Source organism: Halomonas sp. Y3 (assembly GCF_024137965.1).
Lineage (GTDB): Bacteria > Pseudomonadota > Gammaproteobacteria > Pseudomonadales > Halomonadaceae > Halomonas > Halomonas mongoliensis.
The window spans coordinates 57,656-82,896 of sequence record NZ_CP099975.1 but is presented as its reverse complement, the minus strand read 5'-3'; the positions used below and the strand labels follow the sequence as shown (position 1 = coordinate 82,896).

Here is a 25,241-nt window from a genome sequence, read left to right as displayed (position 1 = left end):
GCTTGCGCTGATGCAATGCCAGCCGCTGACGCTCGTCGGCGCCATCCGCCACTCGGACGCCACGACAAGAAGGGAGATACCCCATGAGCGACTCGACTCCACCCCTGCTGCGCCGCGATGAGGGCGGCGTGGCCACCCTGACCCTCAACCGCCCGGGGAGCTTCAACGCCCTCTCCGAGGAAGTGCTGACCGCCCTCAAGGAGGAGCTCGGCCGGCTCGCCAGCGACGGCAGCGTGCGCTGCGTGGTGCTCGGCGCCGAGGGGCGCGCCTTCTGCGCCGGCCACGACCTCAAGCAGATGCGCGCCAACCCCGACAAGGCCTACTACCAGGAGCTCTTCGCCCGCTGCGGCCGGGTCATGCAGGCCATCGTGGAGCTGCCGGTGCCGGTCATCGCCCGGGTGCAGGGCATCGCCACCGCCGCCGGCTGCCAGCTGGTGGCCAGCTGCGACCTCGCGGTGGCCTCACGCTCGGCACGCTTCGCCGTCTCCGGCATCAACGCCGGGCTCTTCTGCTCCACGCCGGCGGTGGCGCTGTCGCGCAACGTCAGCCGCAAGCGCGCCATGGAGATGCTGCTCACCGGCGAGTTCATCGACGCCGAGACCGCCTGCGACTGGGGGCTGATCAATCGCGTGGCCGATGACGACGCCCTGGATGAGGCCGTGGGCGAGCTCACCGCCAGCCTCTGCGCCAAGAGCGCGGTGGCGGTGCGCACCGGCAAGGGGATGTTCCAGCGCCAACTGCAGATGCCCCTGGACGAGGCCTACGCCTTCGCCGGCGAGGTGATGGCCTGCAACATGATGGCGGAGGATGCCGGCGAGGGCATCGATGCCTTTATCGAGAAGCGCGCGCCCGAGTGGCGCCATCGCTAGGCCGGCCCCCCTGACGGAGAGAATGGAAGTGATTTCCGCAGGCGCGACAGCCGGCGGCCCACAGGGTATCCTGTGGCCAGTAGCACCATCGCCGCATGAGGAGAGAGAGGGTGAGCGAGACCAGGCGCAGGACGGCGGGACGCCCCGCAGGATCAGGGAAGGCCACCGGAGGCCACAGCCAGTCGCTGGTGCGCGGGCTCAACCTCCTCGAGCGCCTCTCGGCGAGCCCCGGGGGCCTGGCGCTCTCCGAGCTCGCCGAGCAGGCGGAGCTCGCCCCCTCGACGACCCACCGCCTGCTCCAGGCGCTGCAGGGCCAGGGCTTCGTGACCCAGGACAGCGAGCTCGGCGTCTGGAAGATCGACGTCAAGACCTTCCGCATCGGCAACAGCTTCCTGGAGGCCCGGGACTTCGTGGGCACCAGCCGCCCCTTCCTGCGCCGCCTCACCGCCCTGACCGGCGAGACCGCCAACCTGGGCATCCGTGACGACGGCACCGCGGTCTTCCTGGCCCAGAGCGAGTCGCCGCAGATGATGCGCATGATCACCCGGCTCGGCTCCCGGGCGCCGCTGCACGCCTCCGGCGTCGGCAAGGCGCTGATGGCCTGGCTCCCGGAAGACGAGCTCGAGCGCGTCCTCGCCGAGCAGGGGCTCTCCCGGGTGACCGAGAACACCCTGCACACCCCAGAGACGCTGCGCGAGGGGCTCGCCGAGATACGCCGCCAGGGCTTCGCTTGCGACCGCGAGGAGCACGCCATCGGCCTGCACTGCGTGGCCGCCTGCCTCCACGATGAGCACGGCATCCCCCTGGCCGCCATCTCCGTCTCCGGCCCCGTGGCGCGCATTCCCGAGGCGCGCCTGCTGGAGCTGGGCGAGCTGGTGCGCGACACCGCCGCCGAGATCACCACCCGGCTGGGCGGACGCGCTCCCGGGGCCTGAGTCAATAGCCGATACATCGCGTTCGACTGGCGCGCTCAAGCGGGTATCATATGCGACCGAACGTCGCCTCGTGGGCGCGCGGTGGCCGCGGCCGCCCCGCCCCGGGGCCCCCACACCAGGAAAGCCTCCGAGTCCCGACATGTCCTCCGCCCGCGAATGCGTCAACGCCCTTATCGATGACTTCCAGCAGCGCCGTCCTATCCGCGCCGGCTCGCTGATCATCACCGTCTACGGGGATGCCATCGTACCCCGCGGCGGCACCGTCTGGCTGGGCAGCCTCTCGAAGCTGGTCGAGCCTATCGGCATCAACGAGCGGCTGGTGCGTACCTCCGTCTACCGCCTGACCCGGGAGACCTGGCTACAGGGCGAGAAGGTCGGTCGGCGCAGCTACTACAGCCTGAGCGGCCCGGGGCGACGCCGCTTCGAACAGGCCTTCAAGCGCGTCTACCACGGCACCCAGGCGCCCTGGTCGGGCCAGTGGACCCTGGTGCTGCTGAGCCAGCTCGACAGCGCCCGCCGTCAGAAGGTGCGCGACGAACTCGAGTGGCTGGGCTTCGGCCACTTCGTGCCCGGCCTGCTGGCCCACCCCACGCTCAACCGCAGCGAGGCCATGGCCGCCCTTCAGGAGCTGGGTGCCGCCGACGAGACCATCGTCATGCAGACCAAGGCCCTGGAGCCCCTGGCCAGCAAGCCCCTGCGTCTGCAGGTGCGCGACAGCTGGAACCTCGACGACCTGGCCGAGCACTATCAGCGCTTCCTGACCCTCTTCCGCCCGCTGTGGAAGGCCCTCAACGAAGAGAACCACCTGGACGAGGAGGCCTGCTTCATCGCCCGCACCCTGCTGATCCACGAGTATCGCCGGGTGCAGCTGCGCGACCCCCAGCTCCCCGACGAGCTGCTGCCCACCGCCTGGGAGGGGCGCAACGCCCACCAGCTCTGCCGCAACATCTACCGCATGATCTACCGCCGCGCCGAGGACTGGCTGGACCGCCACCTGGAGACCGCCGAGGGCCCGCTGCCCGCTCCCGGCCCCAGCTTCTACCAGCGCTTCGGCGGGCTGGAGTAGCACCAGCCCCCCAGCGCCGCTACGCAAACGCCCCCTGCCATGGCTCATGGCAGGGGGCGTTTAGGTTGTAAGCGCCGTCTTGGCAGCGCCAACCGTTACCGGTCGGCGGCTACTTGTGCCGGAACTGCGGCTTTCGCTTCTCGGCGAAGGCCTCCATGCCCTCCCGGCGATCCTCGAAGCCGAAGGTGCTCTGGAAGGCGCGGCGCTCGAAGAGCAGGCCGGACTGGAGGTTCAGCTCGAAGGCCTGATCTACGGATTCGCGGATCATCTGCACCACCGGCCGGGAGTGAGAGGCGATGGTGGCCGCCAGGGCCAGGGCCTCCTCCTCCAGGGACGCCACCGGCACCACTCGGCACACCAGGCCTGCGCGCTCGGCCTCCTCGGCGTCCATCATGCGGCCGGTCAGGCAGAGCTCCATGGCCTTGGCCTTGCCCACGGCGCGCACCAGGCGCTGGGTGCCGCCGGCGCCGGGCATGGTGCCGATCTTCACCTCGGGCTGGCCGAACTTCGCCGTGTCGCTGGCGATGATGGTATCGCAGGCCATGGCCAGCTCGCAGCCGCCGCCCAGGGCAAAGCCCGAGACCGCGGCGATCACCGGCTTGCGGCAGCGCGCCAGGCGCTCCCAGGCCTGGCCGGCCGTGTTGGGAAAGTCTTCGGCGAAGAGATCGGCATGGGTGCGATCGAGCATCTCGCCGATATCGGCCCCGGCGGCGAACACCTTCTCGCCGCCGGTGATCACGATGGCGCCGATGGCCTCGTCGGCCTCGAAGGCGCTCAGCGCATCGGCCATCTCGGTGACCAGCCTGGCGCACAGGGCGTTGTAGGCCTGGGGGCGGTCGAGACGGATCACGCCCACCGCCTCATGGGTCTCGACCCGGATCATCTCCTGGCTCATGACGACTGCTCCTTGGCAAGGGTCTGCTGCTTGGGCTGGGTGTCACCGGCGTTCAGCTGCGGCCGGTCGGCATCCAGCTCCGTCAGCGGCTCACAGGGCTCCAGGCTGTCTCGGCAGCGCTCGGTCAGGCGCTGATACTCCCGGGTGCCCTGCTGCTTCCAGGCCACCTCCTGGTCGGAGAGCTCGCGCTTGACCTTGGCCGGCGCGCCCATCACCAGGGACTGGGGCGGGCACTCGAAGCCGGTCTTAACGAAGGCCGCCGCGGCAACGATGGAGCGCGCGCCGATCACGGCGTAGTCCATCACCACGGCGTTCATGCCCACCATGGCGTCCTGCCCCACCACGCAGCCGTGCAGGACGGCACCGTGGCCGATATGGCCATCCTTTTCCACCCGGGTGACGCAGCCGGGGAAGCCGTGCATCACGCAGGTGTCCTGAAGGTTGGCCCCCTCCTCCAGCACCAGCTGGCCGAAGTCGCCGCGCATCACCGCGCCGGGTCCCACGTAGCAGCCCGGGCCGACGATGACGTCGCCGATCAGCACCGCGGTGGGGTGCACATAGGCGGTGGGGTGCACCACCGGCGTGACTCCCTCGAGTCGATAGCAGGGCATGGCGAGCCTCCCTCAGTCCAGCTTGCCGTGGCGACGGCTCTGCACCACCACGAAGCGACGGGTCACGAAGGACTGGTCGCACAGGGAGGCGTTGGCCGCCGGGTTGCCGCCGGTGGCGTGGAAGTCGCTGTAGGCCGCGGACTGGTTGACGAAGACACCGCCGTCCAGATTGAGCGACAGCGGGGCCGCCACCTCCATGGCCAGCTCCTCGAACTGCTCGGCCACGCTATCGTCGGTGGTGTAGGCGCCGAGGGTGATGGCGCCTTTCTCACCGATCACTTCGCGGGCCAGCTCGATGCTGTGGGCGGTGCTGTCGGTGGCGATCACGAAGCTGATCGGGCCGAAACGCTCTTCGCTGAAGGCGTCGCGCTGGCCGGCGTCCACCTTGAGCAGCAGAGGAGTGTGCACCCGCGCGCCCGGGAACTGGGCGTGCTCGCGGGGCTCGCTGTCCAGCAGCACCTCGCCCAGGCCGCGGCACTCGTCGATGCGGGCGGCGGTAGCCGGCGACTGGATGGCCCCCAGCACGGCGCAGGCGCGGTCGTTATCGGAGAGGAACTTCTCGACGGCCTTGGCCAGGGTGCCTGCCACCTCGTCGAAGGAGAGCTGGCCGTCGGCGGTCTTGATGCCCTCCTTGGGCACATAGATCGCCTGGGTGGTGGTGCACATCTGACCGGAGTAGAGGCTCAGGGTGAAGGCCAGGTTCTGGGCCACCGGCTTGATCTGCTCGACGCTGTCGATGATCACGGTGTTGATGCCGGCCTTCTCGGTAAAGACCTGGGCCTGGGTGGCGTTCTGCTCGAGCCACTCGCCAAAGGCGTTGGAGCCGGTGAAGTCGATCAGCTTCACGGCCGGATCCAGGGCAAGCTCCTTGGTCACCGGAGCCTCGGCGGTATCGGGCACCAGGCTGACCAGGCAGGGATCGAAGCCGGCCTCCTCCAGCACCTCCTGGGCGACGCGGGCGGTCATGGCCACCGGCAGGATGGCGGCCGGGTGCGGCTTGAGGATCACCGGGTTGCCGGTGGCCAGGCTAGCGAACAGGCCCGGGTAGGTATTCCAGGTGGGGAAGGTGGAGCAGGCCACGACCAGGGAGATGCCGCGGGGGACGATGTGGTAGCGCTTGTCGAGCACCAGAGGATCGTGCTTGCCCTGGGGCTTGACCCACTTGGCGGTGGCCGGCACCTGGGACATCGCCTGCCAGGCGTAGGTCACGGCTTCGAGGCCGCGATCCTGGGCGTGGGGGCCACCGGCCTGGAAGGCCATCATCGGCGCCTGGCCGCTGGTGTGGCTCACCGCCTGGGCGATGTCCGGGCTCATGGCGTTGAGACGCGCCAGGATCTCCAGGCACACCCCCACCCGCGCCTCGGCGCCGGCGTCGCGCCAGGCCGGCATGGCGGCCTGCATGGCGTCGATCAGCGCGCCCTGTTCGGGCTGGTCGTAGGTGACTCCCAGCTCGAAGCCGTAGGGAGATACCTCACCGCCCACCTGGCCGGCCACCGCCGGCACCTTCAGGGCGTAGTGCTGCTCGAGCATCGCCTTGAAGCGCTCGGGCGCGCCCTTCACCGCCTCTTCCGGATACTTCTTGATGTTTTCCGGGTAGGGCGTCCAGAACCCCCGGCTGGTGATGGCCTCCACGGCCTGGTCCAGGGTCTCGCGATGACGGTCGAGCATCTGCTGGGCTTGCTGAGACATGAGTGGCTCCTGCAATGAGCGGCTGTATTCGATACGGGATAGCACGGAAGACTATCCATAGCGTAACGAAACATCAAACAGCCCGCCCGCGAGGCACCGCGACCGGCTCGCCAGCAGGCGCGAAAAATCCCATCAAAAACATGGATTTATTGAGAAAATCCAGCGCAGCACGGCGTTATTTCGACCATGGTCTAATTCGGCCGACGTGCCAAGCGGTACGTGGCCACAAGACTCTGAAATTGAAGAAAAACACGCGATGCGCCGATAAAACACGATACACCAAATCGTATAACAGCAATTTGATGCGTATCAAAAAAAATCTATACTCGCCCCACAATCTTGTGCCAACGCCATGCCCGAGACGAGGACACCATGCCGAACCACCTGATCATCGAAGGGCCCGAGCGGGGCGTGCTACGGATCACGCTGCACCGCCCAGAGGCGCTCAATGCTCTCAACACGGCTCTCCTCGGCGAGCTGGCCGAGACGCTGACCGGCGCCCAGGACGACAACCAGGTCCGCGCCGTGGTGATCACCGGCAGCCAGCGCGCCTTCGCCGCCGGGGCCGACATCAAGGAGATGGCCGAGCGCGACCTGGTGGGCATTCTCGAGGATCCCCGCCAGCGCCACTGGGCCACCATCGCCCGCTTCAACAAGCCCATCGTCGCCGCCGTCAACGGCTTCTGCCTGGGCGGCGGCTGCGAGCTCGCCATGCACGCCGACATCCTGATCGCAGGCGAAGACGCCCGCTTCGGTCAGCCCGAGATCAACCTCGGCATCATGCCCGGCGCCGGCGGTACCCAGCGCCTGGTGCGCGCCGTGGGCAAGGCGCTGGCCACCCAGATGGTGCTCACCGGCGAGCCGATCTCCGCCCGCCGCGCCCTGGAGGCCGGCCTGATCAGCGAGATCACCCAGCCCGAGCTGACCCTGGAGCGCGCCGTCGCCGTGGCCGAGACCATCGCCACCAAGGCGCCGCTGGCCGTGCGCCTGGCCCGGGAGGCGCTGCACAAGGCCGAGGACACCGACCTGGCCACCGGCCTGCGCTTCGAACGCCACGCCTTCACGCTACTGGCCGGCACCAGGGATCGCGAGGAGGGCATCCGCGCCTTCCAGGAAAAACGCCCCGCCACCTTCAGCGGCCACTGATACACAGGAAACCGATCATGAGTGAAGCGCCCCTGCTCTATACCGTGGAAGACGGCGTCGCCCGCCTCACGCTGAACCGCCCCGACAGCCTCAACAGTTTCAATGCCGAACTGCACGCCGAGATGCGCCAGGCCCTCAAGGCCGTGCGCCAGGACAAGAGCGTGCGCGCCCTGCTGCTGACCGGCAACGGCCGCGGCTTCTGCGCCGGCCAGGACCTTTCCGACCGCAACGTGGCCCCCGGCGCCGAGGCGCCGGACCTGGGCGAGTCCCTGGAGAAGCGCTACAACCCCATGCTGCGCGCCCTGCGCGACCTGCCCTTCCCCACCGTCTGCGCGGTGAACGGCGTGGCCGCCGGCGCCGGCGCCAATATCGCCATGGCCTGCGACATCGTGCTGGCCGCCCGCTCGGCCAGTTTCATCCAGGCCTTCTGCAAGATCGGCCTGGTGCCGGACTCCGGCGGCACCTGGAGCCTCCCGCGCCTGGTGGGCATGGCCCGGGCCAAAGGGCTGGCGATGCTGGGTGACAAGCTCAGCGCCGAGCAGGCCGAGCAGTGGGGCATGATCTGGAAGGTGGTGGACGACGAGTCCCTGCAGGACGAAGCGCTGACCCTGGCCCGCCATCTGGCCACCCAGCCGACCCGGGGCCTGGCGCTGATCAAGCGCGCCCTGCACGCCAGCGCCGACAACGACTTCGACGCCCAGCTCGACCTGGAGCGCGACCTGCAGCGTCTGGCCGGCCGCACCGACGACTACCGCGAAGGCGTGGCCGCCTTCATGGAAAAACGCAAGCCAAGCTTCAAGGGAGAGTGACCATGCTCGTCCTGACGACGGCTCACGCGCTTGGTGCGCGGATGGAAAAACGCTCTTCACACACCAGCTTCAAGGGGGAGTGAGATGCCCGCCCTCGCAACCAGCGATATCATCGCCGTAATCGGCGCCGGCGCCATGGGCGCCGGCATCGCCCAGGTGGCGGCCCAGGCCGGCCACCCGGTGCGTCTCTACGACAACCGTGAAGGCGCCGCCCAGGCCGGCATCGACGGCGTGCGCCGCCAGCTCGAGAAGCGCGTGGCCCGCGGCAAGATGGCCCAGACGGAGGTCGACGCCATCGTCAGCCGCATGACCCCGGCCGCCACCCTGGCGGAGCTTGCTGACAGCCGCCTGGTGGTGGAGGCCATCGTCGAGAACCTGGAGGTCAAGCGCGGCGTCTTCGCCGAGCTGGAATCCCTCTGCGGGCCCGACACCCTGCTTACCAGCAACACCTCGTCGCTCTCCATCACCTCCATCGCCGCCGGCCTCGAGCGCCCCGAGCGCGTCGCCGGCCTGCACTTCTTCAACCCCGCGCCGGTGATGAAGCTGGTGGAGGTGATCTCGGGCCTGGCCACCGACGCCGAGGTGGCCGAGACCCTCTACGCCACCGCCGCGGCCTGGGGCAAGGTGCCGGTTCACGCCAGCTCCACGCCGGGCTTTATCGTCAACCGCGTCGCCCGCCCCTTCTACGCCGAGGGGCTGCGTCTGATGCAGGAGGGCGCCGCCACCCCCGCTACTCTGGACGCCCTGCTGCGCCAGGCCGGCGGCTTTCGCATGGGCCCCTTCGAGCTGATGGATCTGATCGGCCACGACGTCAACTACGCCGTGACCCGCTCGGTGTTCGACGCCTACTACGGCGACACCCGCTTCGAGCCCTCCCTGGTGCAGCTGGCGCTGGTGGAGGCCGGCCGCCTGGGCCGCAAGAGCGGCCAGGGCTTCTACGACTATCGCGACGGGGCTGAGCCCGTTTCGCCCGACTTCGCCCCCGCCGCCGACGCGGCCCTGCCGCCCCTGGTGGCCGAGGGCCAGCTCGGCGTCATCGCCCCCCTGGTGGCCCGCGCCGAAGCGGCCGGCCTCGAGGTGGTGCGCCGGGAGAGCATCTCCGGCGAGTCGCGCCTGCGCCTGGGCGGCCTGACCCTGACGCTCAGCGACGGCCGCTGCGCGGCCGAGCGCGCCCGGGACGAGGGCCTCGAGGCCCTGGTGCTCTTCGACCTCTGCCTGGATTACGAGACCGCCAGCGGCATCGCCCTGGCGGCGAGCCCCGGCGTCGACGCCGAGGCTCGCGATCAGGCCACAGCGCTCTTCCAGCGCCTGGGCCTGGACGCCGCCTGGCTCACCGATACCCCGGGACTCGCGGTGCTGCGCACCGTGGCCATGCTGGCCAACGAGGCCGCCGACGCCGTGCTCCAGGGCGTGTGCAGCGCCCGGGACGGCGATCTCGCCATGCAGGCCGGCGTCAACTACCCCCGCGGCCCCCTGGCCTGGGCCGACGCCCTGGGCCTGGCCTTCGTCCACCGCACCCTGACTCACCTGCAGCAGAGCTACGGCGAGGAGCGCTACCGCACCTCCTTCCTGCTGCGCCGCAAGGCCCTGGCCGAGGAGACCTTCCATGTCTGATCGCGAGCTGACTCCCCAGCAGCTGGCCGAGGCCTGCGCCGAGTCCATGTTCGCCCGGGACACCGCCAGCCAGAACCTGGGCATGCGCATCGAGAGCGTGGCCCCGGGTCGCGCCGTGCTCACCATGACGGTGCGCGAGGACATGGTGCAGGGTCACGGCAACTGCCACGGCGGTTTCATCTTCGCCCTGGCGGACTCCGCCTTCGCCTTCGCCTGCAACACCTACGACGAGGCCACCGTGGGCTCGGGCTGCAGCATCGACTACCTGGGCCCGGGCCAGCTCGGCGACGTGCTCACCGCCACCGCCGAGGAGCGCAGCCGCCGGGGCCGCACCGGCATCTACGACATCACCGTGCGCAACCAGCACGGCGACGAGGTCGCCCTGTTCCGCGGGCGCTCCTACAAGATCCGCGGCACCGTTCGCCGCCTGGAAGAGACTGCCGCAGAGAGCCAAGCATGAAAGACGCACTGATTATCGACGCCATCCGCACCCCCATCGGCCGCTACGGCGGCGCCCTCTCCCCGGTGCGCGCCGACGACCTGGGCGCCGTGCCGCTGCGCGCCCTGATGGCGCGCAACCCCTCGGTAGACTGGACCCGCATCGACGACATCTTCTACGGCTGCGCCAACCAGGCCGGCGAGGACAACCGCAACGTGGCGCGCATGTCCGCGCTGCTGGCCGGCCTGCCGGTCGAAGTGCCCGGCACCACCCTCAACCGCCTGTGCGGTTCCGGCATGGACGCCGTGGGCAACGCCGCCCGCACCATCAAGGCGGGCGAGGCGGGGCTGATGATCGCCGGCGGCGTCGAGTCCATGTCCCGGGCACCCTTCGTGATGGGCAAGGCCGAGCAGGCCTTCTCGCGCAGCGCCGAGATCTTCGACACCACCATCGGCTGGCGCTTCGTCAACCGCCAGATGAAGGCCCAGTTCGGCGTCGACTCCATGCCGGAGACCGCCGAGAACGTCGCCGCGCAGTTCAACATCTCCCGCGAGGACCAGGACGCCTTCGCCCTGCGCAGCCAGCAGCGCACCGCCGCCGCCATGGAGGCGGGCCGCCTGGCCGAGGAGATCGTCCCCGTCGAGGTGCCGCGCCGCAAGCAGGAGCCGCTGGTGGTCGACACCGACGAACACCCCCGCGCCTCCACCACCCTGGAGCAGCTGGCCAAGCTGCCCACGCCCTTCCGCGAAGGCGGCAGCGTCACCGCCGGCAACGCCTCAGGGGTCAACGACGGCGCCTGCGCCCTGCTGCTCGCCTCGCCGGAGGCGGCCGAGCGCTACGGCCTCAAGGCCCGGGCACGGGTGATCGGCATGGCCACCGCCGGCGTCGAGCCGCGCATCATGGGCTTCGGCCCGGCCCCGGCCAGCCGCAAGGTGCTCGAACAGACCGGCCTGACCCTCGAACAGATGGATGTGATCGAGCTCAACGAGGCCTTTGCCGCCCAGGCGCTGGCCGTGACCCGCGACCTCGGCCTGGCCGACGACGCCGAGCACGTCAACCCCAACGGCGGCGCCATCGCCCTCGGCCACCCGCTCGGCATGAGCGGTGCCCGCCTGGTGACCACCGCCCTGCATGAACTGGAACGCCGGCAGGGACGCTACGCGCTGTGCACCATGTGCATCGGCGTGGGTCAGGGCATCGCCCTGATCATCGAGCGCCTCTGAGACAGCGCGCGACAACCCCCTGCGACCGGAGATCCCCGATGAACCAGACCGTGAAGCGTATCGACACCGCCAGCCTCGACCACCTGGAAACCGCCAGCATCGACGAGCTGCGCGCCACCCAGGTCAAGCGCCTGCAGTGGAGCCTCAAGCACGCCTACGAGAACGTGCCCTTCTACCGCCAGTCCTTCGACAAGGCCGGCGTGCATCCGGAGGACGTCAAGAGCCTCGAGGACCTGGGCAAGCTCCCCTTCACCACCAAGGCGGACCTGCGCGACAACTACCCCTTCGGCATGTTCGCCACGCCGATGAGCGACGTGGTGCGCGTCCACGCCTCCAGCGGAACCACCGGCCAGCCCACCGTGGTGGGCTACACCCAGCGTGACATCGACACCTGGGCCGACGTGGTCGCCCGCTCCATCCGCGCCGCCGGCGGCAGCCGCAACGATAAGGTCCACGTGGCCTACGGCTACGGTCTCTTCACCGGCGGCCTCGGCGCCCACTACGGCGCCGAGCGCCTGGGCTGCGCGGTGATCCCGATGTCCGGCGGCCAGACCGAGAAACAGGTCCAGCTGATCCGCGATTTCCAGCCGGACATCATCATGGTCACCCCCTCCTACATGCTCAACATCGCCGACGAGATGGACCGCCAGGGCATCGACCCCCGCGAGCTGCCGCTGCGCGCCGGCATCTTCGGCGCCGAGCCCTGGACCAATGACATGCGCACCGCCCTGGAGCGACGCCTGGGCATCGACGCCCTGGACATCTACGGCCTCTCCGAGGTGATGGGCCCGGGGGTGGGCATGGAGTGCCTGGAGACCAAGGACGGCCCGACCATCTGGGAAGACCACTTCTACCCCGAGATCATCGACCCGGTGACCGGCGAGCTGCTGCCGGACGGCGAGTACGGCGAGCTGGTCTTCACCACCCTGACCAAGGAAGCGCTGCCGGTCATCCGCTACCGCACCCGCGACCTGACCCGCCTGCTGCCGGGCACCGCTCGCCCCATGCGCCGCATCGACAAGATCACCGGCCGCAGCGACGACATGCTGATCATCCGCGGGGTCAACGTCTTCCCGACCCAGATCGAGGAGCAGCTGCTCAAGATCGATCAGCTCTCGCCCCACTACGAGATCGAGGTCACCCGCCAGGGCAACATGGATATGGTTCGCGTGCGCGTCGAGGCGTGCAGCAACGACATCGCCCGCGACCCGGCCACCTGCGAGCAGCTGGGCAAGCGCCTGCAGCACGCCATCAAGACCTACGTGGGCATCAGCACCAAGATCGACGTCTGCGGCGTGGAGGAGGTCATGCGCTCCGTGGGCAAGGCCAAGCGCGTCAAGGATCTGCGCTGATACGCCTACCCCTTTCAGCGGTCGCTCTCGACTGCCTTTCAGCCCCCGCAAGGGGGCTTTTTTGTGTCACCTTTCCGAGGGCTCGCAGCGGGTATGCCCGCCGCATCAAGGCGTTATATGCGGCTTCGGCTATTACGGCAGCGCCGCCTCCCGAGGCCTTAGCCTATAGTATAAAGTGACACACAACATTGACACTTGCCAAAAAATCATGTGTCACTATACTGCAGGACATAGAAGCAAGACATGGCAGTAAAGAGTGTCACCCCCCTGATTGCGACGACGCGGAGGCAACCATGTACGCGCAGCTAGTCGAAACCGGCACCAAGAAGCTCAAGACCCTCGAGGAAATGGGTCCCCAGGAGCGCGCCTTCCAGGAAAAGGTCAACGACGAGATCAAGATCGAGCCCAAGAACTGGATGCCCGAGGCGTATCGCAAGACGCTGATCCGCCAGATCTCCCAGCACGCCCACTCCGAGGTGGTCGGCATGCTGCCCGAAGGCAACTGGCTGACCCGCGCGCCGTCGCTGAAGCGCAAGCTGCAGCTGATGGCCAAGATCCAGGATGAGGCGGGCCACGGCCTCTACCTCTACAGCGCCATGGAGACTCTGGGCGCCGACCGCGACGAGGAGATCCAGAAGCTCCACGACGGCAAGGCGAAGTACTCCAGCATCTTCAACTACCCGACGCTGAACTGGGCCGACATCGGCACCATCGGCTGGCTGGTGGACGGCGCCGCCATCGTCAACCAGGTGCCCCTGCAGCGCACCTCCTACGGCCCCTACTCTCGCGCCATGATCCGGGTGTGCAAGGAGGAGAGCTTCCACCAGCGCCAGGGCTACCAGATCCTGCTGACGCTGATGCGCGAGGGCACCGAGGAGCAGAAAGCGATGGTGCAGGATTCCATCAACCGCTTCTGGTGGCCGGCTCTGATGATGTTCGGCCCCTCCGACGACAACTCCCCCAACAGCGCCCAGTCCATGGCCTGGAAGATCAAGCGCCACAGCAACGACGAGCTGCGCCAGCGCTTCATCGACCAGACCGTGCCCCAGCTGGAGCTGCTCGGCTGCACCGCGCCGGACCCGGATCTGAAGTGGAACGAGGAGACCGGCCACTACGACTTCGGCGAGATCGACTGGCAGGAGTTCTTCGACGTGGTCCAGGGCAACGGCCCCTGCAACCGCGAGCGCATCGACGCTCGCCGTCGCGCCATCGACGAGGGCGCCTGGGTTCGCGAAGCCGCCGTGGCCCACGCCGAGAAGCAGCGCCAGCGCCGCCAGGCCGCCTGATTCCGGCTCCGCTACCGAGACACCCGGCACCGGGTACCGAAGCATCCAATACAGAGAAGGGAGCCGCCCCGTGGCGGCTTCACCTCAAGACAGAATGAGGTAACACCCCATGGCAGACTGGCCCCTCTACGAAGTCTTCGTGCGCAGCAAGCACGGCCTGAACCACAAGCATGTCGGCAGCGTACATGCCGCCGACCGCCAGATGGCCCTCGAGAACGCCCGCGAGCTCTACACCCGCCGCAACGAGGGCGTGAGCATCTGGGTCGTGCTGGCCAGCGACATCACCGCGTCGGCCCCCGACGAGAAGGAGCCGCTGTTCGACCCGTCCAACGACAAGGTCTACCGCCACGCCTCCTTCTACGAACTGCCGAAAGAAGTCGGCCACATGTAAGGGGGCTCCCATGCAGAACGTTTCACAGATCACCCGCACGCCGCTGACCGAATACCTCCTGCGCCTGGGCGACAGCGTCCTGGTGCTGGGCCAGCGTCACGCCGAGCTTTGCGGCAAGGCGCCGGCCCTGGAAGAGGAGATGGCGCTGATGAACGTCGGCCTCGACCTCTTCGGCCAGGCACGCAACTGGCTCACCTACGCGGCCGAGCAGATCAACGCCGAGCAGGCAGGCAGCGAGCTGGACGCCGACGCTCTGGCCTTCAAGCGCGACGCCCAGGACTTCCGCAACCTGCTGCTTGTCGAGCAGCCCAACGGCGACTTTGCCGACACCATGGCGCGCCAGTTCCTGTTCGACGCCTGGCACGTGCCGCTGCTGGAGGGCCTGGCCCAGGCCAGCGACCCGCGCATTGCCGAAGTGGCCGCCAAGTCCCTGAAGGAGGCGACCTATCACCTGCGTCGCTCCTCCGAGTGGGTGGTGCGCCTGGGCGACGGTACCGAAGAGAGCCGTGCGCGCATGCAGCGCGCCATCGACAATCTCTGGCGCTTTACCGGCGAGCTTGTGCAGTTCGATGAGGTCGACCAGGCCATGGCTGACGCAGGCCTGGCACCCGACGCAGGGACCCTGGTGGCACGCTGGAAGGCCACCGTGGAGAAGGTGCTGGAAGCGGCCACCCTGAGCCATCCGCCCTTCGACGCCTGGATGTACACCGGCGGCAAGACCGGCCATCACACCGAGCATCTGGGCTTCCTGCTGGCGGAGATGCAATACCTGCCGAGGACCTATCCCGATGCAACCGTCTGGTAACGCCCCCCACTCCGATTCCCGGCGGCTCGAGGGTCAGAACGACTGGCCCTCCACCGACCTGATCGGCAGCGACCGTCGCGGCCTGCCGCCGGCGGGCCCCGAAGGCGATACGGACGCCGTGCTGGCGGTGCTGCAGGAGGTGCCCGACCCCGAGGTACCTGCGGTCAGCGTCGTGGAGCTGGGCATCGTGCGCGATATCGACTGGGTCGAGGGTCGCCTGCGGGTCCAGGTCACGCCCACCTACTCGGGCTGCCCCGCCACCGAGGCAATCGAGCAGCATATCGAGGAGGCGCTGGTCACCGCCGGCTACGCCGACCCGCTGATCGAGCGGCGCCTCTCGCCGGCCTGGACCACCGACTGGATCACCCCGGGGGGCCGCGAGAAACTGCGCGCCTTCGGCATCGCGCCTCCGGTGGGCAGTGCCGCCAAGCGCAGCCTGCTCGGCGAGGACCCGGTCGTCCCCTGCCCGCTGTGCGGCAGCGAACACACCGAGCGGGTCAGCGAGTTCGGCTCCACTGCCTGCAAGGCGCTCTACCGCTGCCGGGACTGCCTGGAACCCTTCGACTACTTCAAGTGCCTGTAAGCGCCGCTGCGGCCTTCCAGTGATGCGACCCTTCAGCGAGCGGGCGCCAGGTGCGCTCGCTCGATAGCCGACTGACGAGACTAGCCATGAGCCGATTTCACGCCCTGACCGTTCGAGACGTCCGCAAGGAGACCAGCGACGCCGTCTCCATCGCCTTCGAGGTTCCCGAGTCCCTCCACGATGCCTTTGAGTTCACCCAGGGCCAGTACCTGACCCTGCGCCGCGAGATCGCCGGCGAAGAGGTGCGTCGCTCCTACTCCATCTGCACCGGGGTGCACGAGGGTGAGATCCGCGTGGCGGTGAAGCTGGTGCCCGGCGGCGCCTTCTCCACCTTCGCCAACCAGGAGCTCAAGGTCGGCGACACCCTGGAAGTGATGCCGCCCCAGGGCAAGTTCTTCGTGCCCCTGGACCCGAGCCGCAAGGGTCACTACCTGGCCGTGGCTGCCGGCAGCGGCATCACGCCGATCCTGTCGATCATCAGCACCACCCTCGAAAGCGAGCCCGAGAGCCGCTTCACCCTGGTCTACGGCAACTTCTCCACGTCCACCACCATGTTCCGCGAGAAGCTGCAGGACCTGAAGAACCGCCACATGGAGCGGCTCAACCTGATCCACATCTTCAACCGCGAAGAGCAGGACATCGAGCTCTACAACGGCATCATCGATGTGGAGAAGTGCCGCACCCTGTTCGAGCGCTGGCTGGACGTCAAGGAGCTCGAGGCGGCCTTCCTGTGCGGCCCCCAGCCCATGTCCGAAGCGGTGCGCGACACCCTCAAGGAGTTCGGCATGGCGCCGGAGCGCATCCAGCTGGAGCTCTTCGGCAGCCGCCCCAGCGCCAGCGCCCGGCGCCCCCAGGCCAGCGGCGTGGGCCAGGTCGCGCCGGAAAGCTCCCATATCAAGGTGATCATCGACGGCCGCACCCTGGAGTTCGAGCTGCCGAAGAATACCCAGAGCATCCTGGATGCCGGCAACGAGCACGGCGCCGACCTGCCCTACTCCTGCAAGGCCGGAGTCTGCTCCACCTGCCTGGCCAAGGTGGAAGAGGGCGAGGTGGAGATGGACGCCAACTTCGCTCTCGAGGACTACGAGATCGAGGCGGGCATGGTGCTGAGCTGCCAGTGCTTCCCCATCAGCAAGAACGTGACGCTCAACTTCGATCACTGAGCCATCGCGACAAGGCAGGACGGCGCCCCGGGCACCGTCCTGCTTTTGTGTGGATCAACGGTAATAAGCCCTAATTTCCTGACGACGAACGTGAGCTTCCATGGCTATCAAGCGTGAACACGGCGCCGTGCAGCCCGGCATCCAGTGGGGCCCCTTCACCCTGCGGATTCCCGGCGTGCACGTCGGCCTGACGCCCAGCGTCCACTTCCAGGGCGGCCTGCTGCTGCTCGCCACCGGCGGCGCCACGGCGCCGCTGCTGATGCAGTACTTCGGCGTCTCCTTCGAGATCGCCTGGACGGTGATGCTGGTGATGTTCTTCTGGGTCTTCGCCCAGACCTTTCTATTTGGCGACGTCTATTCGGCGGGCGGCATCGCCGCCGGCCTGCCGCTGACCCTGGTCTTTCTCAACGGCTTCGACCCGGGACCGGAGGCGATACGCGCCATGATCGCGGTGACCCTGGTGGTCTCCTTCCTGTTTCTCTTCTTCGGCCTGACCCGACTGGGGGAGCGCTTCAACAACCTGGTGCCCGATACCATCAAGGCCGGCATCATCATGGGCGCGGCGGTAGCGGCCTTCCAGTCGGAGTTCGACCGCCTGCCCAGCATGCCCTTCACCCTGATCACCGCCTGGGTGGTGGTCCTGGGGCTGATGTTCTCCACGCCGTTTGCGCGCCTGCCCAACACCCGGCTCAAGACCCTGGTGGCGGCCAACGCCATGCTGGTGGCCTTCGCCGCCGCCGGCGTGGTGGGGCTGATCGCCGGTGAGCTGAGCTTCGATATCGAGTGGGGCATCTTCGTACCGCCGCTGGGCGAGACCCTGGATACTCTGGCGCCCTGGTCCGTGGGCCTCCCCTCCTGGAGCGTGATCCTCTCGGCGGTGCCCATCGGCGTGATGATCTACATCCTCGCCTTCGGCGACCTGCTGGTGGCCGACACCCTGCTCAAGGACGCCGACCACGCGCGGCCGGACGAGAAGCTCGACATCAACGCCACCCGCAGCCACTACGTGCTGGCGATCCGCAACCTGGCCCAGCTGGTCACCGCCGGCCCCCTGGTGATGCTCCACGGCCCGATCTGGACCGGCGTTCAGGTGTTCCTGATCGAGCGCTACAAGAAAGGGCGCAACATCATGGACTCGCTCTTCACCGGCACCACCAACTTCTATCTGATGGCGATTCCCATCGGACTCCTGATGCCGGTGCTCGGGATCATCATGCCGATGCTGCCGGTGGCCCTCTCGGTGACCATCATCCTCACCGGCTTCGCCTGCGCCTACGTGGCGATGTCCATGGTGACCACCAACATCTCCCGGGGGCTGGTGCTGGCCATCGGCGTGCTCACCGCGGTGATGGGCCCCGCCTGGGGCATCGGCTCCGGCGTGGTGCTCTACTTCCTGCTGCTGGGCCGCGAGGAGAGCGCACCGACCAGCGAGCCCCATGAAGAAGACATCACCGACGAGCTCGCCGCGCAAGACCGCGACCCTGCCCCCTCATCCCAACGCCTGCAGCGGAGCTGACCATGAGATTCGAACGTATCGTTGCCGCCCTGGACGGCTCCCCCCACAGCCAGCGGGTGCTGGACGCCGCCATCACCCAGGCCCGCCAGGCCGGCGGCAGCCTGACCCTGGTGCACGCCCTGCCCGGCGACGGCCAGGCGCCGCTGATGTTCGCCGACATGGCCGGCAGCGCCGCCCAGGCGCGCAGCGAACAGCGTGAACAGGCTCGGGCGCGCGGCAAGGCCGTACTGGCCCACGCCCGGGAGCTGGTGGCCAGGGAGGAGCTGGAGTGCCGCACCCTGCTGCTGGAGGGCGACCCCGCCCGAGCCATCTGCCGTCACGCCGAGGAGCATCACGTCGACCTCATCGTGATCGGCAGCCGCGGCCTCGGCACCGTCAAGGAGCTGATGCTGGGTAGCGTCAGCCACAAGGTCGCTCAGCTGGCCGCGGTACCGGTGCTGATCATCAAGTAGCCGACCGCGATCCATCTCGCCTCAGGAGGCCGTCTCGGCCTCCTCGACGCCGCGGCCAATGAAGGCTTCGGCGTTGGGGCAGAAGCCTCGACACGCCTCGGCATCGGCGAAGGCGCGCATTGCCTGCCAGCAGCGTCCCACCTCGCTGCAGCGGTTGCACTTCTCCTCCAGCCCGGTCAGCTCCTCCTCGGCGATGGCCGCCGGATCCACCGCAAAGGTGGTCATCATCGCCGGCATCAGCACCTCGGAAGCGGAAAAATCGGGCACTCGACGGTCGTCGAGCGTGCGTGCCATTGCCTTCTCCAGCGGCGGGCTGAGCGGCTGCTCCAGGTCCCGTGCCAGCGCCTCGAGGGCCTCGGGGGCGTGGCGGCGCAGCTCGCGAACGACGCGCTCGCCCTGAATATAATCTGACAGCCTCTCCATAACGCTCTCCTTTCTTTGGTATCACCTCATGACATGCCGTCAGCTTAGTGGAAAGAGAAAGCCCCCGGTTTGACTGAAGTCAAACCGGGGGCTTTTTGACACACTATAAAGAATTACCACCTACAAATTGTATCGCTTATGGTGCCACTCGATGCCGAGACCCGCCACCAGGAGCGGCAATCAATAGAGCAGCTGGGGCAGGAAGAGCACGATGGCCGGGAACACCAGCACCAGCAGCGCCCGTATCGTACCCGCCACCCAGAAGGGCGTCACACCGCGAAAGATCGTCCCCGTGGACACATCCGGCAGTACCGCCCGCAGCACGAAGACGTTCATCCCCACCGGCGGCGTGATCAGACTGATCTCAATCACGATCACCACCAGAATACCGAACCACACCAGGTCATAGCCCAGCCCCGCCACCACCGGGAAGAACACCGGCACCGTCAGCAACAGCATCGACATGCTCTCGAACACGCAGCCCAGCACCACATAGATGGCGATGATCGCCAGGATCACCACGAAGGGCGCCACGTTCATGTCGCTGACCAGCGCGAGCAGATCCCCCGGCAGCCCGGCCCGATTGACGAAGTTGGCGAAGATCAGCGCCGTCAGCACCACCGCGAACAGCATCGCCGTGGTGCGCACCGTGTCCATCAGCACGTTCATCAGCACCTTCGGCGTCAGCGCGCGGCGCGCCAGGGCGATCAAAAAGGCCCCCATGGCGCCGATGCCCGCCGCCTCGGTGGGCGTGAACACCCCCAGATAGATGCCACCGATCACCAGCACGAACAGCGCCAGGGTGCTGCCCACGCTCTTCAGCGCCGCCATCCGCTCCGACCACGGCACCTTCTCCGCCGCCGGACCGGCGCTCGGATCGCGCCACAGCACCCACTTCACCGCCCCCAGGTAGAGGAAGATCCCCAGGATGCCGGGAATGAAGCCCGCCGCGAACAGCTCGCGGATGCTGGTCTCGGTGAGGATGCCGTAGATCACCAGCATCACGCTGGGCGGAATCAGGATCCCCAGGGTGCCCCCGGCGGCAATCGACGCCGAGGCCAGGGAGTCCTTGTAGCCGTACTTGCGCATCTGCGGCATGGCCACGCGCCCCATGGTGGCGCAGGTGGCCAGACTCGAGCCGCAGATGGCGCTGAAGCCGCCGCAGGCCACGATGGTGGCCATGGCCTGGCCTCCCTTGCGGTGGCCAAGAAAGCCGTTGGAGGCGCGGAACAGCGCGTCCGAGAGCCCCGCGTGGGAGACGAAGTTGCCCATCAGGATAAACAGCGGTATCACCGACAGACCGTAGTCCATGGCGGTGTCCACCACCCGCCGAGCGGCCATCGCCTCGGCGGCGTTCCAGTTGCCGGTCAGCAGGTAGAAGCCGAAGAAGCCGACAATGCCCATGGCAAAGGCCAGCGGCACCCGCAGGAACACCAGAATCAGCAGGGCAGCAAAACCGTAGAGTGCTTCAGTCATGGCCGCTTCCCTCCTTGGCCGTGGGGCTCAGCGGGCCGCCCTGCTTGACCACCTTGACCCCCTCGAGCAGGTAGAGCACCGCTCGGGCTAGGGTCAGCAGCGCCGAGAGCGCCAGCATGATGGCGATCAGGCCGACCAGGTAGCCCCGCGGAATGCGCAGAAACTCGGTCACGTCGCCCCACTGGAAGGCGCGCTCGGCCAGCGTCCAGACCCGCTGGGCCATCACCCACAGGGCCGCGGTGACCAGCAGGTTGACCAGCACCTCGCGTACCCACACCAGCTTCGCCGGGAAGATGGCGTCGAGCAGGTCCACGCTGATGTGCTCCTGGCGCCAGCACACCACCGGCAGCGACAGGAACACCAGCGCCGCCAGCATCAGCTGGGTCAGCTCCACGGTGCCGAGAATCGGGGAATTGAAGAAGTAGCGTCCGGTCACGTCTGCCGTGGTCAGCAGCATCATGCCGAAGAGGGTGGCACCTGCCACCCCCTCCAGCATCAGCTGCAGAACCCGGCCGACGCGCGTCGCGCGTGTCGTCAGGGTGTGCATGGTCGCCCTCCGTGTGGCGACTGAAAGGACTTACTTGAACTCGTCGGGTACCAGGCCGCCCACGCTCTCGTCCTCGGCGGCAGCGGAGAGCTGCTCGCGGAAGAACTCGATGGCGGCCATGGCATCGACGCCGCGGCTGGAAGAGACCGACTCGGCCCACTCGGCGATCATGTCATCGCTGATGCCGCGCAGGGTCTCGAGGTCGTCGGCGCCGAGCTCGGTGAAGGTGTGGCCGCGCTCTTCGGCAAAGTCGACACCGCGCACGTCCATGGTGTCCATCATGTAGCCGAACAGGCGCGACAGGCGCTCGCCGGACACCTCTTCGATGGCCGCGCGATCTTCCGGAGAGACCTGATCCCAGAACATCGGGTTGACCGCGATGGTGAAGCTGCCGCGATAGAAGCCGCCATCCACCTTGAGGGTGTAGGGGAAGACTTCGGCGACACGGAAGCTGCGCAACCCCTCGGGCACCAGCATGGCGCCGTCGATGACCCCCTGGGAGCCCGCCTCGTAGACGCCGGTGGGCGGCAGGGCCACGCCGGTCAGGTCGAGGGCGTTGGAGAGGTCGCCCATCACGCCGCCACCGACGCGAATGCGCTTGCCCTGCATGTCATCCAGGGTTTCGAACTTCTCGCGGCTGAAGATCCAGCCCGGACCGTGCACGCCTGCCGCCACCACGTCGACGCCACGGTGCTCACCGGCTTCGGCCAGGTACTCCTGGTGGGTGCGCCAGTAGGCGGCGGACGCATTCTCCGAGGAGAAGTCCTCGAAGGTGGGGAATTCAGGCAGCTTGGTCAGCTCGAAGCGGCCGGTGTTGTAGCCGTGGAAGATCCAGGTGGCATCGGCGATGCCGTCGGCGACCATCTCCATCTGGGAGGCGGGGGGACCCATGTCGTGGACCACCTCCACGGTGACACGGCCTTCGGTGGCCTCCTCGATCCAGGATTTCCAGGTCGGCCAGACCATGGTGTTGATGCCATGGTTGGGACCCGCCCAGGTGCTCACGGTCAGGGTGGTCTGCGCCATGGCAGACGTGCTCATGATAGCGGCGGTCAGGGTGCCGATCATCAGGCCGGTTGTCTTGTTCATTATTCAGCTCCTCCGTCTTTTCAGGCGGCTGGCGGTGTTATCGGATAGCTGGGAGCGAGTTTCCGGACGCGACCAATTCGATACATCAATCGCTGACAAATCGTTATTGGGGAAACACGTTCCGGCATACAATGCCTCTGCCGACACCTGTTACGCAACGACACCAAGACCAATAGCTAATACAACTTAAGTATTAATCAATAAAAAGGCAATAAAAACATAGAGTTAAAAATTATTCGCACCCACACCTTTAGCAGACCCTCCCATAGGCACGCGTTGCTGCCACCCGATATCTTGTTACACCGGATAGCCTGCAAACCAAAAACGGATAACGCTTTTATGCCACTGGCGGCTCATGCCCGCCTAGCGCCGACTCAGTCGATACGTTCGAGCTGCCTTTCGAGCTTACTCATGACGTTGAGCAGGTCGCGATACTCACCGACGCTGAGGGTGGCCACCAGGTCGGCCTCCCAGGCCTGGGCCTCGGGCACCAGCTCGGCGAGCAGCGCCTGCCCCGCCTCGGTAAGGTGCAGATCGTGCAGCCGCTGGTCCCGCGGCGAGGGTGTGCGGGTGAGCAGGCCCCGCTCCTCCAGGGCCTGGATCGCCCGGGAGACCCGCGCCTTGTCCATATTGGTATAGGCGCAGATCTTCTTGGCGGTCAGCTCATCGCAGTGGCTGAGCCAGGCCAGCACCCGCCACTGTGCCACGCTGAGCTGATAGCGCTCGGCGTAGAGCTCGGCAAGCGCCTGACTGATCCGATCCGCCAGGCGGTTGAGCCGGTAGGGCAGGAACTGGTTGAGGTCCAGCTCCGCCCGCGGGGCTGCCGGAGCCCCTCTGACGGCCGCCGGAGCGTCCCTTAGATCGGTTGTGTCCATGGCCATTCGCCTCCTCGGGCTGGCGTTCAGTGAAGTGTTCGGTGCGGCCAGCTTCGGCTGGCCGCCGTTCGGCTCGGCATACTCAGTAGAGCAGCTGGGGCAGGAAGAGCACGATGGCCGGGAACAGCAGCACCAGCAGCGCCCGTATCGTACCCGCCACCCAGAAGGGCGTCACACCGCGGAAGATCGTCCCCGTGGACACATCCGGCAGTACCGCCCGCAGCACGAAGACGTTCATCCCCACCGGCGGCGTGATCAGACTGATCTCGATCACGATCACCACCAGGATACCGAACCACACCAGGTCATAGCCCAGCCCCGCCACCACCGGGAAGAATACCGGCACCGTCAGCAACAGCATCGACATGCTCTCGAACACGCAGCCCAGCACCACATAGATGGCGATGATCGCCAGGATCACCACGAAGGGCGCCACGTTCATGTCGCTGACCAGCGCGAGCAGATCCCCCGGCAGCCCGGCCCGATTGACGAAGTTGGCAAAGATCAGCGCCGTCAGCACCACCGCGAACAGCATCGCCGTGGTGCGCACCGTGTCCATCAGCACGTTCATCAGCACCTTCGGCGTCAGCGCGCGGCGCGCCAGGGCGATCAAAAAGGCCCCCATGGCGCCGATGCCCGCCGCCTCGGTGGGCGTGAACACCCCCAGATAGATGCCACCGATCACCAGCACGAACAGCGCCAGGGTGCTGCCCACGCTCTTCAGCGCCGCCATCCGCTCCGACCACGGCACCTTCTCCGCCGCCGGACCGGCGCTCGGATCGCGCCACAGCACCCACTTCACCGCCCCCAGGTAGAGGAAGATCCCCAGGATGCCGGGAATGAAGCCCGCCGCGAACAGCTCGCGGATGCTGGTCTCGGTGAGGATGCCGTAGATCACCAGCATCACGCTGGGCGGAATCAGGATCCCCAGGGTGCCCCCGGCGGCAATCGACGCCGAGGCCAGGGAGTCCTTGTAGCCGTACTTGCGCATCTGCGGCATGGCCACGCGCCCCATGGTGGCGCAGGTGGCCAGACTCGAGCCGCAGATGGCGCTAAAGCCGCCGCAGGCCACGATGGTGGCCATGGCTTGGCCTCCCTTGCGGTGGCCAAGAAAGCCGTTGGAGGCGCGGAACAGCGCGTCCGAGAGCCCCGCGTGGGAGACGAAGTTGCCCATCAGGATGAACAGCGGTATCACCGACAGACCGTAGTCCATGGCGGTGTCCACCACCCGCCGAGCGGCCATCGCCTCGGCGGCGTTCCAGTTGCCGGTCAGCAGGTAGAAGCCGAAGAAGCCGACAATGCCCATGGCAAAGGCCAGCGGCACCCGCAGGAACACCAGAATCAGCAGGGCAGCAAAACCGTAGAGTGCTTCAGTCATGGCCGCTTCCCTCCTTGGCCGTGGGGCTCAGCGGGCCGCCCTGCTTGACCACCTTGACCCCCTCGAGCAGGTAGAGCACCGCTCGGGCCAGGGTCAGCAGCGCCGAGAGCGCCAGCATGATGGCGATCAGGCCGACCAGGTAGCCCCGCGGAATGCGCAGAAACTCGGTCACGTCGCCCCACTGGAAGGCGCGCTCGGCCAGCGTCCAGACCCGCTGGGCCATCACCCACAGGGCCGCGGTGACCAACAGGTTGACCAGCACCTCGCGTACCCACACCAGCTTCGCCGGGAAGATGGCGTCGAGCAGGTCCACGCTGATGTGCTCCTGGCGCCAGCACACCACCGGCAGCGACAGGAACACCAGCGCCGCCAGCATCAGCTGGGTCAGCTCCACGGTGCCAAGAATCGGGGAATTGAAGAAGTAGCGTCCGGTCACGTCTGCCGTGGTCAGCAGCATCATGCCGAAGAGGGTGGCGCCTGCCACCCCCTCCAGCGCCAGCTGCAGCACCCGGCCGACGCGCGGCCATGGGGAAGTTGAAGTCGACATGAGTCAGGGCATCTCCTGATGGTCACAGGGTGTTGTTGTCATGGCCGCCACCTTGCCGGCAT

Annotated in this window: 26 protein-coding genes; 16 read left to right on the top strand and 10 right to left on the bottom strand. The window is 67.6% G+C overall.

The window, feature by feature from the left end; all coding sequences use genetic code 11:
• The first annotated feature begins 83 nt into the window (after positions 1 to 83).
• The 3 genes from NHL60_RS00390 to paaX all read left to right on the top strand — a co-directional run bounded on the left by NHL60_RS00390 (position 84) and on the right by paaX (position 2,870).
• Positions 84 to 869: an enoyl-CoA hydratase gene (locus NHL60_RS00390; RefSeq protein ID WP_253447498.1), complete on the top strand. Its 786-nt coding sequence runs from the start codon at positions 84 to 86 to the stop codon at positions 867 to 869.
• A gap of 110 nt (positions 870 to 979) precedes the next feature.
• Entirely contained in the window at positions 980 to 1,804 is an 825-nt protein-coding gene (locus tag NHL60_RS00385) for an IclR family transcriptional regulator C-terminal domain-containing protein (RefSeq protein ID WP_253447495.1), read from the top strand.
• 139 nt (positions 1,805 to 1,943) lie between these two features.
• Entirely contained in the window at positions 1,944 to 2,870 is a 927-nt protein-coding gene (gene paaX, locus NHL60_RS00380) for a phenylacetic acid degradation operon negative regulatory protein PaaX (RefSeq protein ID WP_253447492.1), read from the top strand.
• 109 nt (positions 2,871 to 2,979) lie between these two features.
• Here paaX and NHL60_RS00375 read toward each other — a convergent pair whose 3' ends face one another.
• From NHL60_RS00375 to paaN, 3 genes are read right to left on the bottom strand one after another with little or no spacing between them, the layout of a single operon-like run.
• Positions 2,980 to 3,765 carry an enoyl-CoA hydratase-related protein gene (locus tag NHL60_RS00375; protein WP_253447489.1) on the bottom strand — a complete coding sequence of 262 codons (786 nt, stop codon included), beginning with the start codon at positions 3,763 to 3,765 and terminating at the stop codon, positions 2,980 to 2,982.
• Positions 3,762 to 4,376 (bottom strand): phenylacetic acid degradation protein PaaY, encoded by a 615-nt coding sequence (gene paaY / locus NHL60_RS00370; protein ID WP_253447486.1) that lies wholly within the window; start codon positions 4,374 to 4,376, stop codon positions 3,762 to 3,764. The genes NHL60_RS00375 and paaY overlap by 4 nt, the downstream gene beginning before the upstream one ends.
• A 12-nt stretch (positions 4,377 to 4,388) precedes the next feature.
• Entirely contained in the window at positions 4,389 to 6,065 is a 1,677-nt protein-coding gene (gene paaN, locus NHL60_RS00365) for a phenylacetic acid degradation protein PaaN (RefSeq protein WP_253447484.1), read from the bottom strand.
• A 372-nt stretch (positions 6,066 to 6,437) separates the two neighbouring features.
• Between paaN and paaF the strand changes: the two genes are divergently transcribed.
• The 13 genes from paaF to NHL60_RS00300 all read left to right on the top strand — a co-directional run bounded on the left by paaF (position 6,438) and on the right by NHL60_RS00300 (position 18,844).
• Positions 6,438 to 7,211 (top strand): 2,3-dehydroadipyl-CoA hydratase PaaF, encoded by a 774-nt coding sequence (gene paaF / locus NHL60_RS00360; RefSeq protein ID WP_253447481.1) that lies wholly within the window; start codon positions 6,438 to 6,440, stop codon positions 7,209 to 7,211.
• A gap of 17 nt (positions 7,212 to 7,228) precedes the next feature.
• Positions 7,229 to 8,020 carry a 2-(1,2-epoxy-1,2-dihydrophenyl)acetyl-CoA isomerase PaaG gene (paaG, locus tag NHL60_RS00355; protein ID WP_253447478.1) on the top strand — a complete coding sequence of 264 codons (792 nt, stop codon included), beginning with the start codon at positions 7,229 to 7,231 and terminating at the stop codon, positions 8,018 to 8,020.
• 84 nt (positions 8,021 to 8,104) lie between these two features.
• Positions 8,105 to 9,634, top strand: coding sequence for a 3-hydroxyacyl-CoA dehydrogenase PaaH (gene paaH, locus NHL60_RS00350; protein WP_253447475.1), 1,530 nt, complete (start codon positions 8,105 to 8,107; stop codon positions 9,632 to 9,634).
• On the top strand, positions 9,627 to 10,094 hold the full coding sequence (paaI, locus tag NHL60_RS00345; protein WP_253447472.1) for a hydroxyphenylacetyl-CoA thioesterase PaaI: 468 nt from the start codon (positions 9,627 to 9,629) through the stop codon (positions 10,092 to 10,094). Before paaH ends, paaI begins: the two co-directional genes overlap by 8 nt.
• The gene (gene pcaF, locus NHL60_RS00340; RefSeq protein ID WP_253447469.1) at positions 10,091 to 11,296 is read left to right on the top strand and encodes a 3-oxoadipyl-CoA thiolase; all 1,206 of its coding nucleotides are present in this window, start codon (positions 10,091 to 10,093) and stop codon (positions 11,294 to 11,296) included. The genes paaI and pcaF overlap by 4 nt, the downstream gene beginning before the upstream one ends.
• A gap of 38 nt (positions 11,297 to 11,334) precedes the next feature.
• Positions 11,335 to 12,648 carry a phenylacetate--CoA ligase PaaK gene (paaK, locus tag NHL60_RS00335; RefSeq protein ID WP_253447467.1) on the top strand — a complete coding sequence of 438 codons (1,314 nt, stop codon included), beginning with the start codon at positions 11,335 to 11,337 and terminating at the stop codon, positions 12,646 to 12,648.
• 293 nt (positions 12,649 to 12,941) lie between these two features.
• Complete coding sequence (paaA, locus tag NHL60_RS00330) at positions 12,942 to 13,934, top strand: 1,2-phenylacetyl-CoA epoxidase subunit PaaA (protein ID WP_253447464.1); 993 nt, start codon at positions 12,942 to 12,944, stop codon at positions 13,932 to 13,934.
• A gap of 109 nt (positions 13,935 to 14,043) precedes the next feature.
• Positions 14,044 to 14,325, top strand: coding sequence for a 1,2-phenylacetyl-CoA epoxidase subunit PaaB (gene paaB, locus NHL60_RS00325; RefSeq protein ID WP_253447460.1), 282 nt, complete (start codon positions 14,044 to 14,046; stop codon positions 14,323 to 14,325).
• A 10-nt stretch (positions 14,326 to 14,335) separates the two neighbouring features.
• Complete coding sequence (gene paaC / locus NHL60_RS00320; protein ID WP_253447456.1) at positions 14,336 to 15,130, top strand: 1,2-phenylacetyl-CoA epoxidase subunit PaaC; 795 nt, start codon at positions 14,336 to 14,338, stop codon at positions 15,128 to 15,130.
• The gene (gene paaD, locus NHL60_RS00315) at positions 15,114 to 15,713 is read left to right on the top strand and encodes a 1,2-phenylacetyl-CoA epoxidase subunit PaaD (RefSeq protein ID WP_253447453.1); all 600 of its coding nucleotides are present in this window, start codon (positions 15,114 to 15,116) and stop codon (positions 15,711 to 15,713) included. Before paaC ends, paaD begins: the two co-directional genes overlap by 17 nt.
• A gap of 86 nt (positions 15,714 to 15,799) precedes the next feature.
• Positions 15,800 to 16,876: a 1,2-phenylacetyl-CoA epoxidase subunit PaaE gene (gene paaE, locus NHL60_RS00310; RefSeq protein WP_253447450.1), complete on the top strand. Its 1,077-nt coding sequence runs from the start codon at positions 15,800 to 15,802 to the stop codon at positions 16,874 to 16,876.
• Between the two features lie 100 nt (positions 16,877 to 16,976).
• Positions 16,977 to 18,392: a hypothetical protein gene (locus NHL60_RS00305; protein WP_253447448.1), complete on the top strand. Its 1,416-nt coding sequence runs from the start codon at positions 16,977 to 16,979 to the stop codon at positions 18,390 to 18,392.
• 2 nt (positions 18,393 to 18,394) lie between these two features.
• Positions 18,395 to 18,844, top strand: a complete 450-nt coding sequence (locus NHL60_RS00300; protein ID WP_253447445.1) for a universal stress protein — start codon at positions 18,395 to 18,397, stop codon at positions 18,842 to 18,844.
• 21 nt (positions 18,845 to 18,865) lie between these two features.
• Here NHL60_RS00300 and NHL60_RS00295 read toward each other — a convergent pair whose 3' ends face one another.
• The 7 genes from NHL60_RS00295 to NHL60_RS00265 form a co-directional block, all read right to left on the bottom strand.
• Positions 18,866 to 19,267 (bottom strand): hypothetical protein, encoded by a 402-nt coding sequence (locus NHL60_RS00295; protein WP_253447442.1) that lies wholly within the window; start codon positions 19,265 to 19,267, stop codon positions 18,866 to 18,868.
• Between the two features lie 180 nt (positions 19,268 to 19,447).
• Positions 19,448 to 20,743: a TRAP transporter large permease gene (locus NHL60_RS00290; RefSeq protein ID WP_253447439.1), complete on the bottom strand. Its 1,296-nt coding sequence runs from the start codon at positions 20,741 to 20,743 to the stop codon at positions 19,448 to 19,450.
• The gene (locus tag NHL60_RS00285; protein WP_253447436.1) at positions 20,736 to 21,290 is read right to left on the bottom strand and encodes a TRAP transporter small permease; all 555 of its coding nucleotides are present in this window, start codon (positions 21,288 to 21,290) and stop codon (positions 20,736 to 20,738) included. Before NHL60_RS00285 ends, NHL60_RS00290 begins: the two co-directional genes overlap by 8 nt.
• 30 nt (positions 21,291 to 21,320) lie before the next feature.
• Positions 21,321 to 22,379, bottom strand: a complete 1,059-nt coding sequence (locus NHL60_RS00280) for a TRAP transporter substrate-binding protein (RefSeq protein WP_253447433.1) — start codon at positions 22,377 to 22,379, stop codon at positions 21,321 to 21,323.
• A 374-nt stretch (positions 22,380 to 22,753) separates the two neighbouring features.
• Positions 22,754 to 23,254 carry a MarR family winged helix-turn-helix transcriptional regulator gene (locus NHL60_RS00275; RefSeq protein WP_253447430.1) on the bottom strand — a complete coding sequence of 167 codons (501 nt, stop codon included), beginning with the start codon at positions 23,252 to 23,254 and terminating at the stop codon, positions 22,754 to 22,756.
• A gap of 82 nt (positions 23,255 to 23,336) precedes the next feature.
• Entirely contained in the window at positions 23,337 to 24,632 is a 1,296-nt protein-coding gene (locus NHL60_RS00270; RefSeq protein ID WP_253447427.1) for a TRAP transporter large permease, read from the bottom strand.
• Complete coding sequence (locus NHL60_RS00265) at positions 24,625 to 25,179, bottom strand: TRAP transporter small permease (RefSeq protein ID WP_253447425.1); 555 nt, start codon at positions 25,177 to 25,179, stop codon at positions 24,625 to 24,627. Before NHL60_RS00265 ends, NHL60_RS00270 begins: the two co-directional genes overlap by 8 nt.
• Between the last annotated feature and the right edge of the window lie 62 nt (positions 25,180 to 25,241).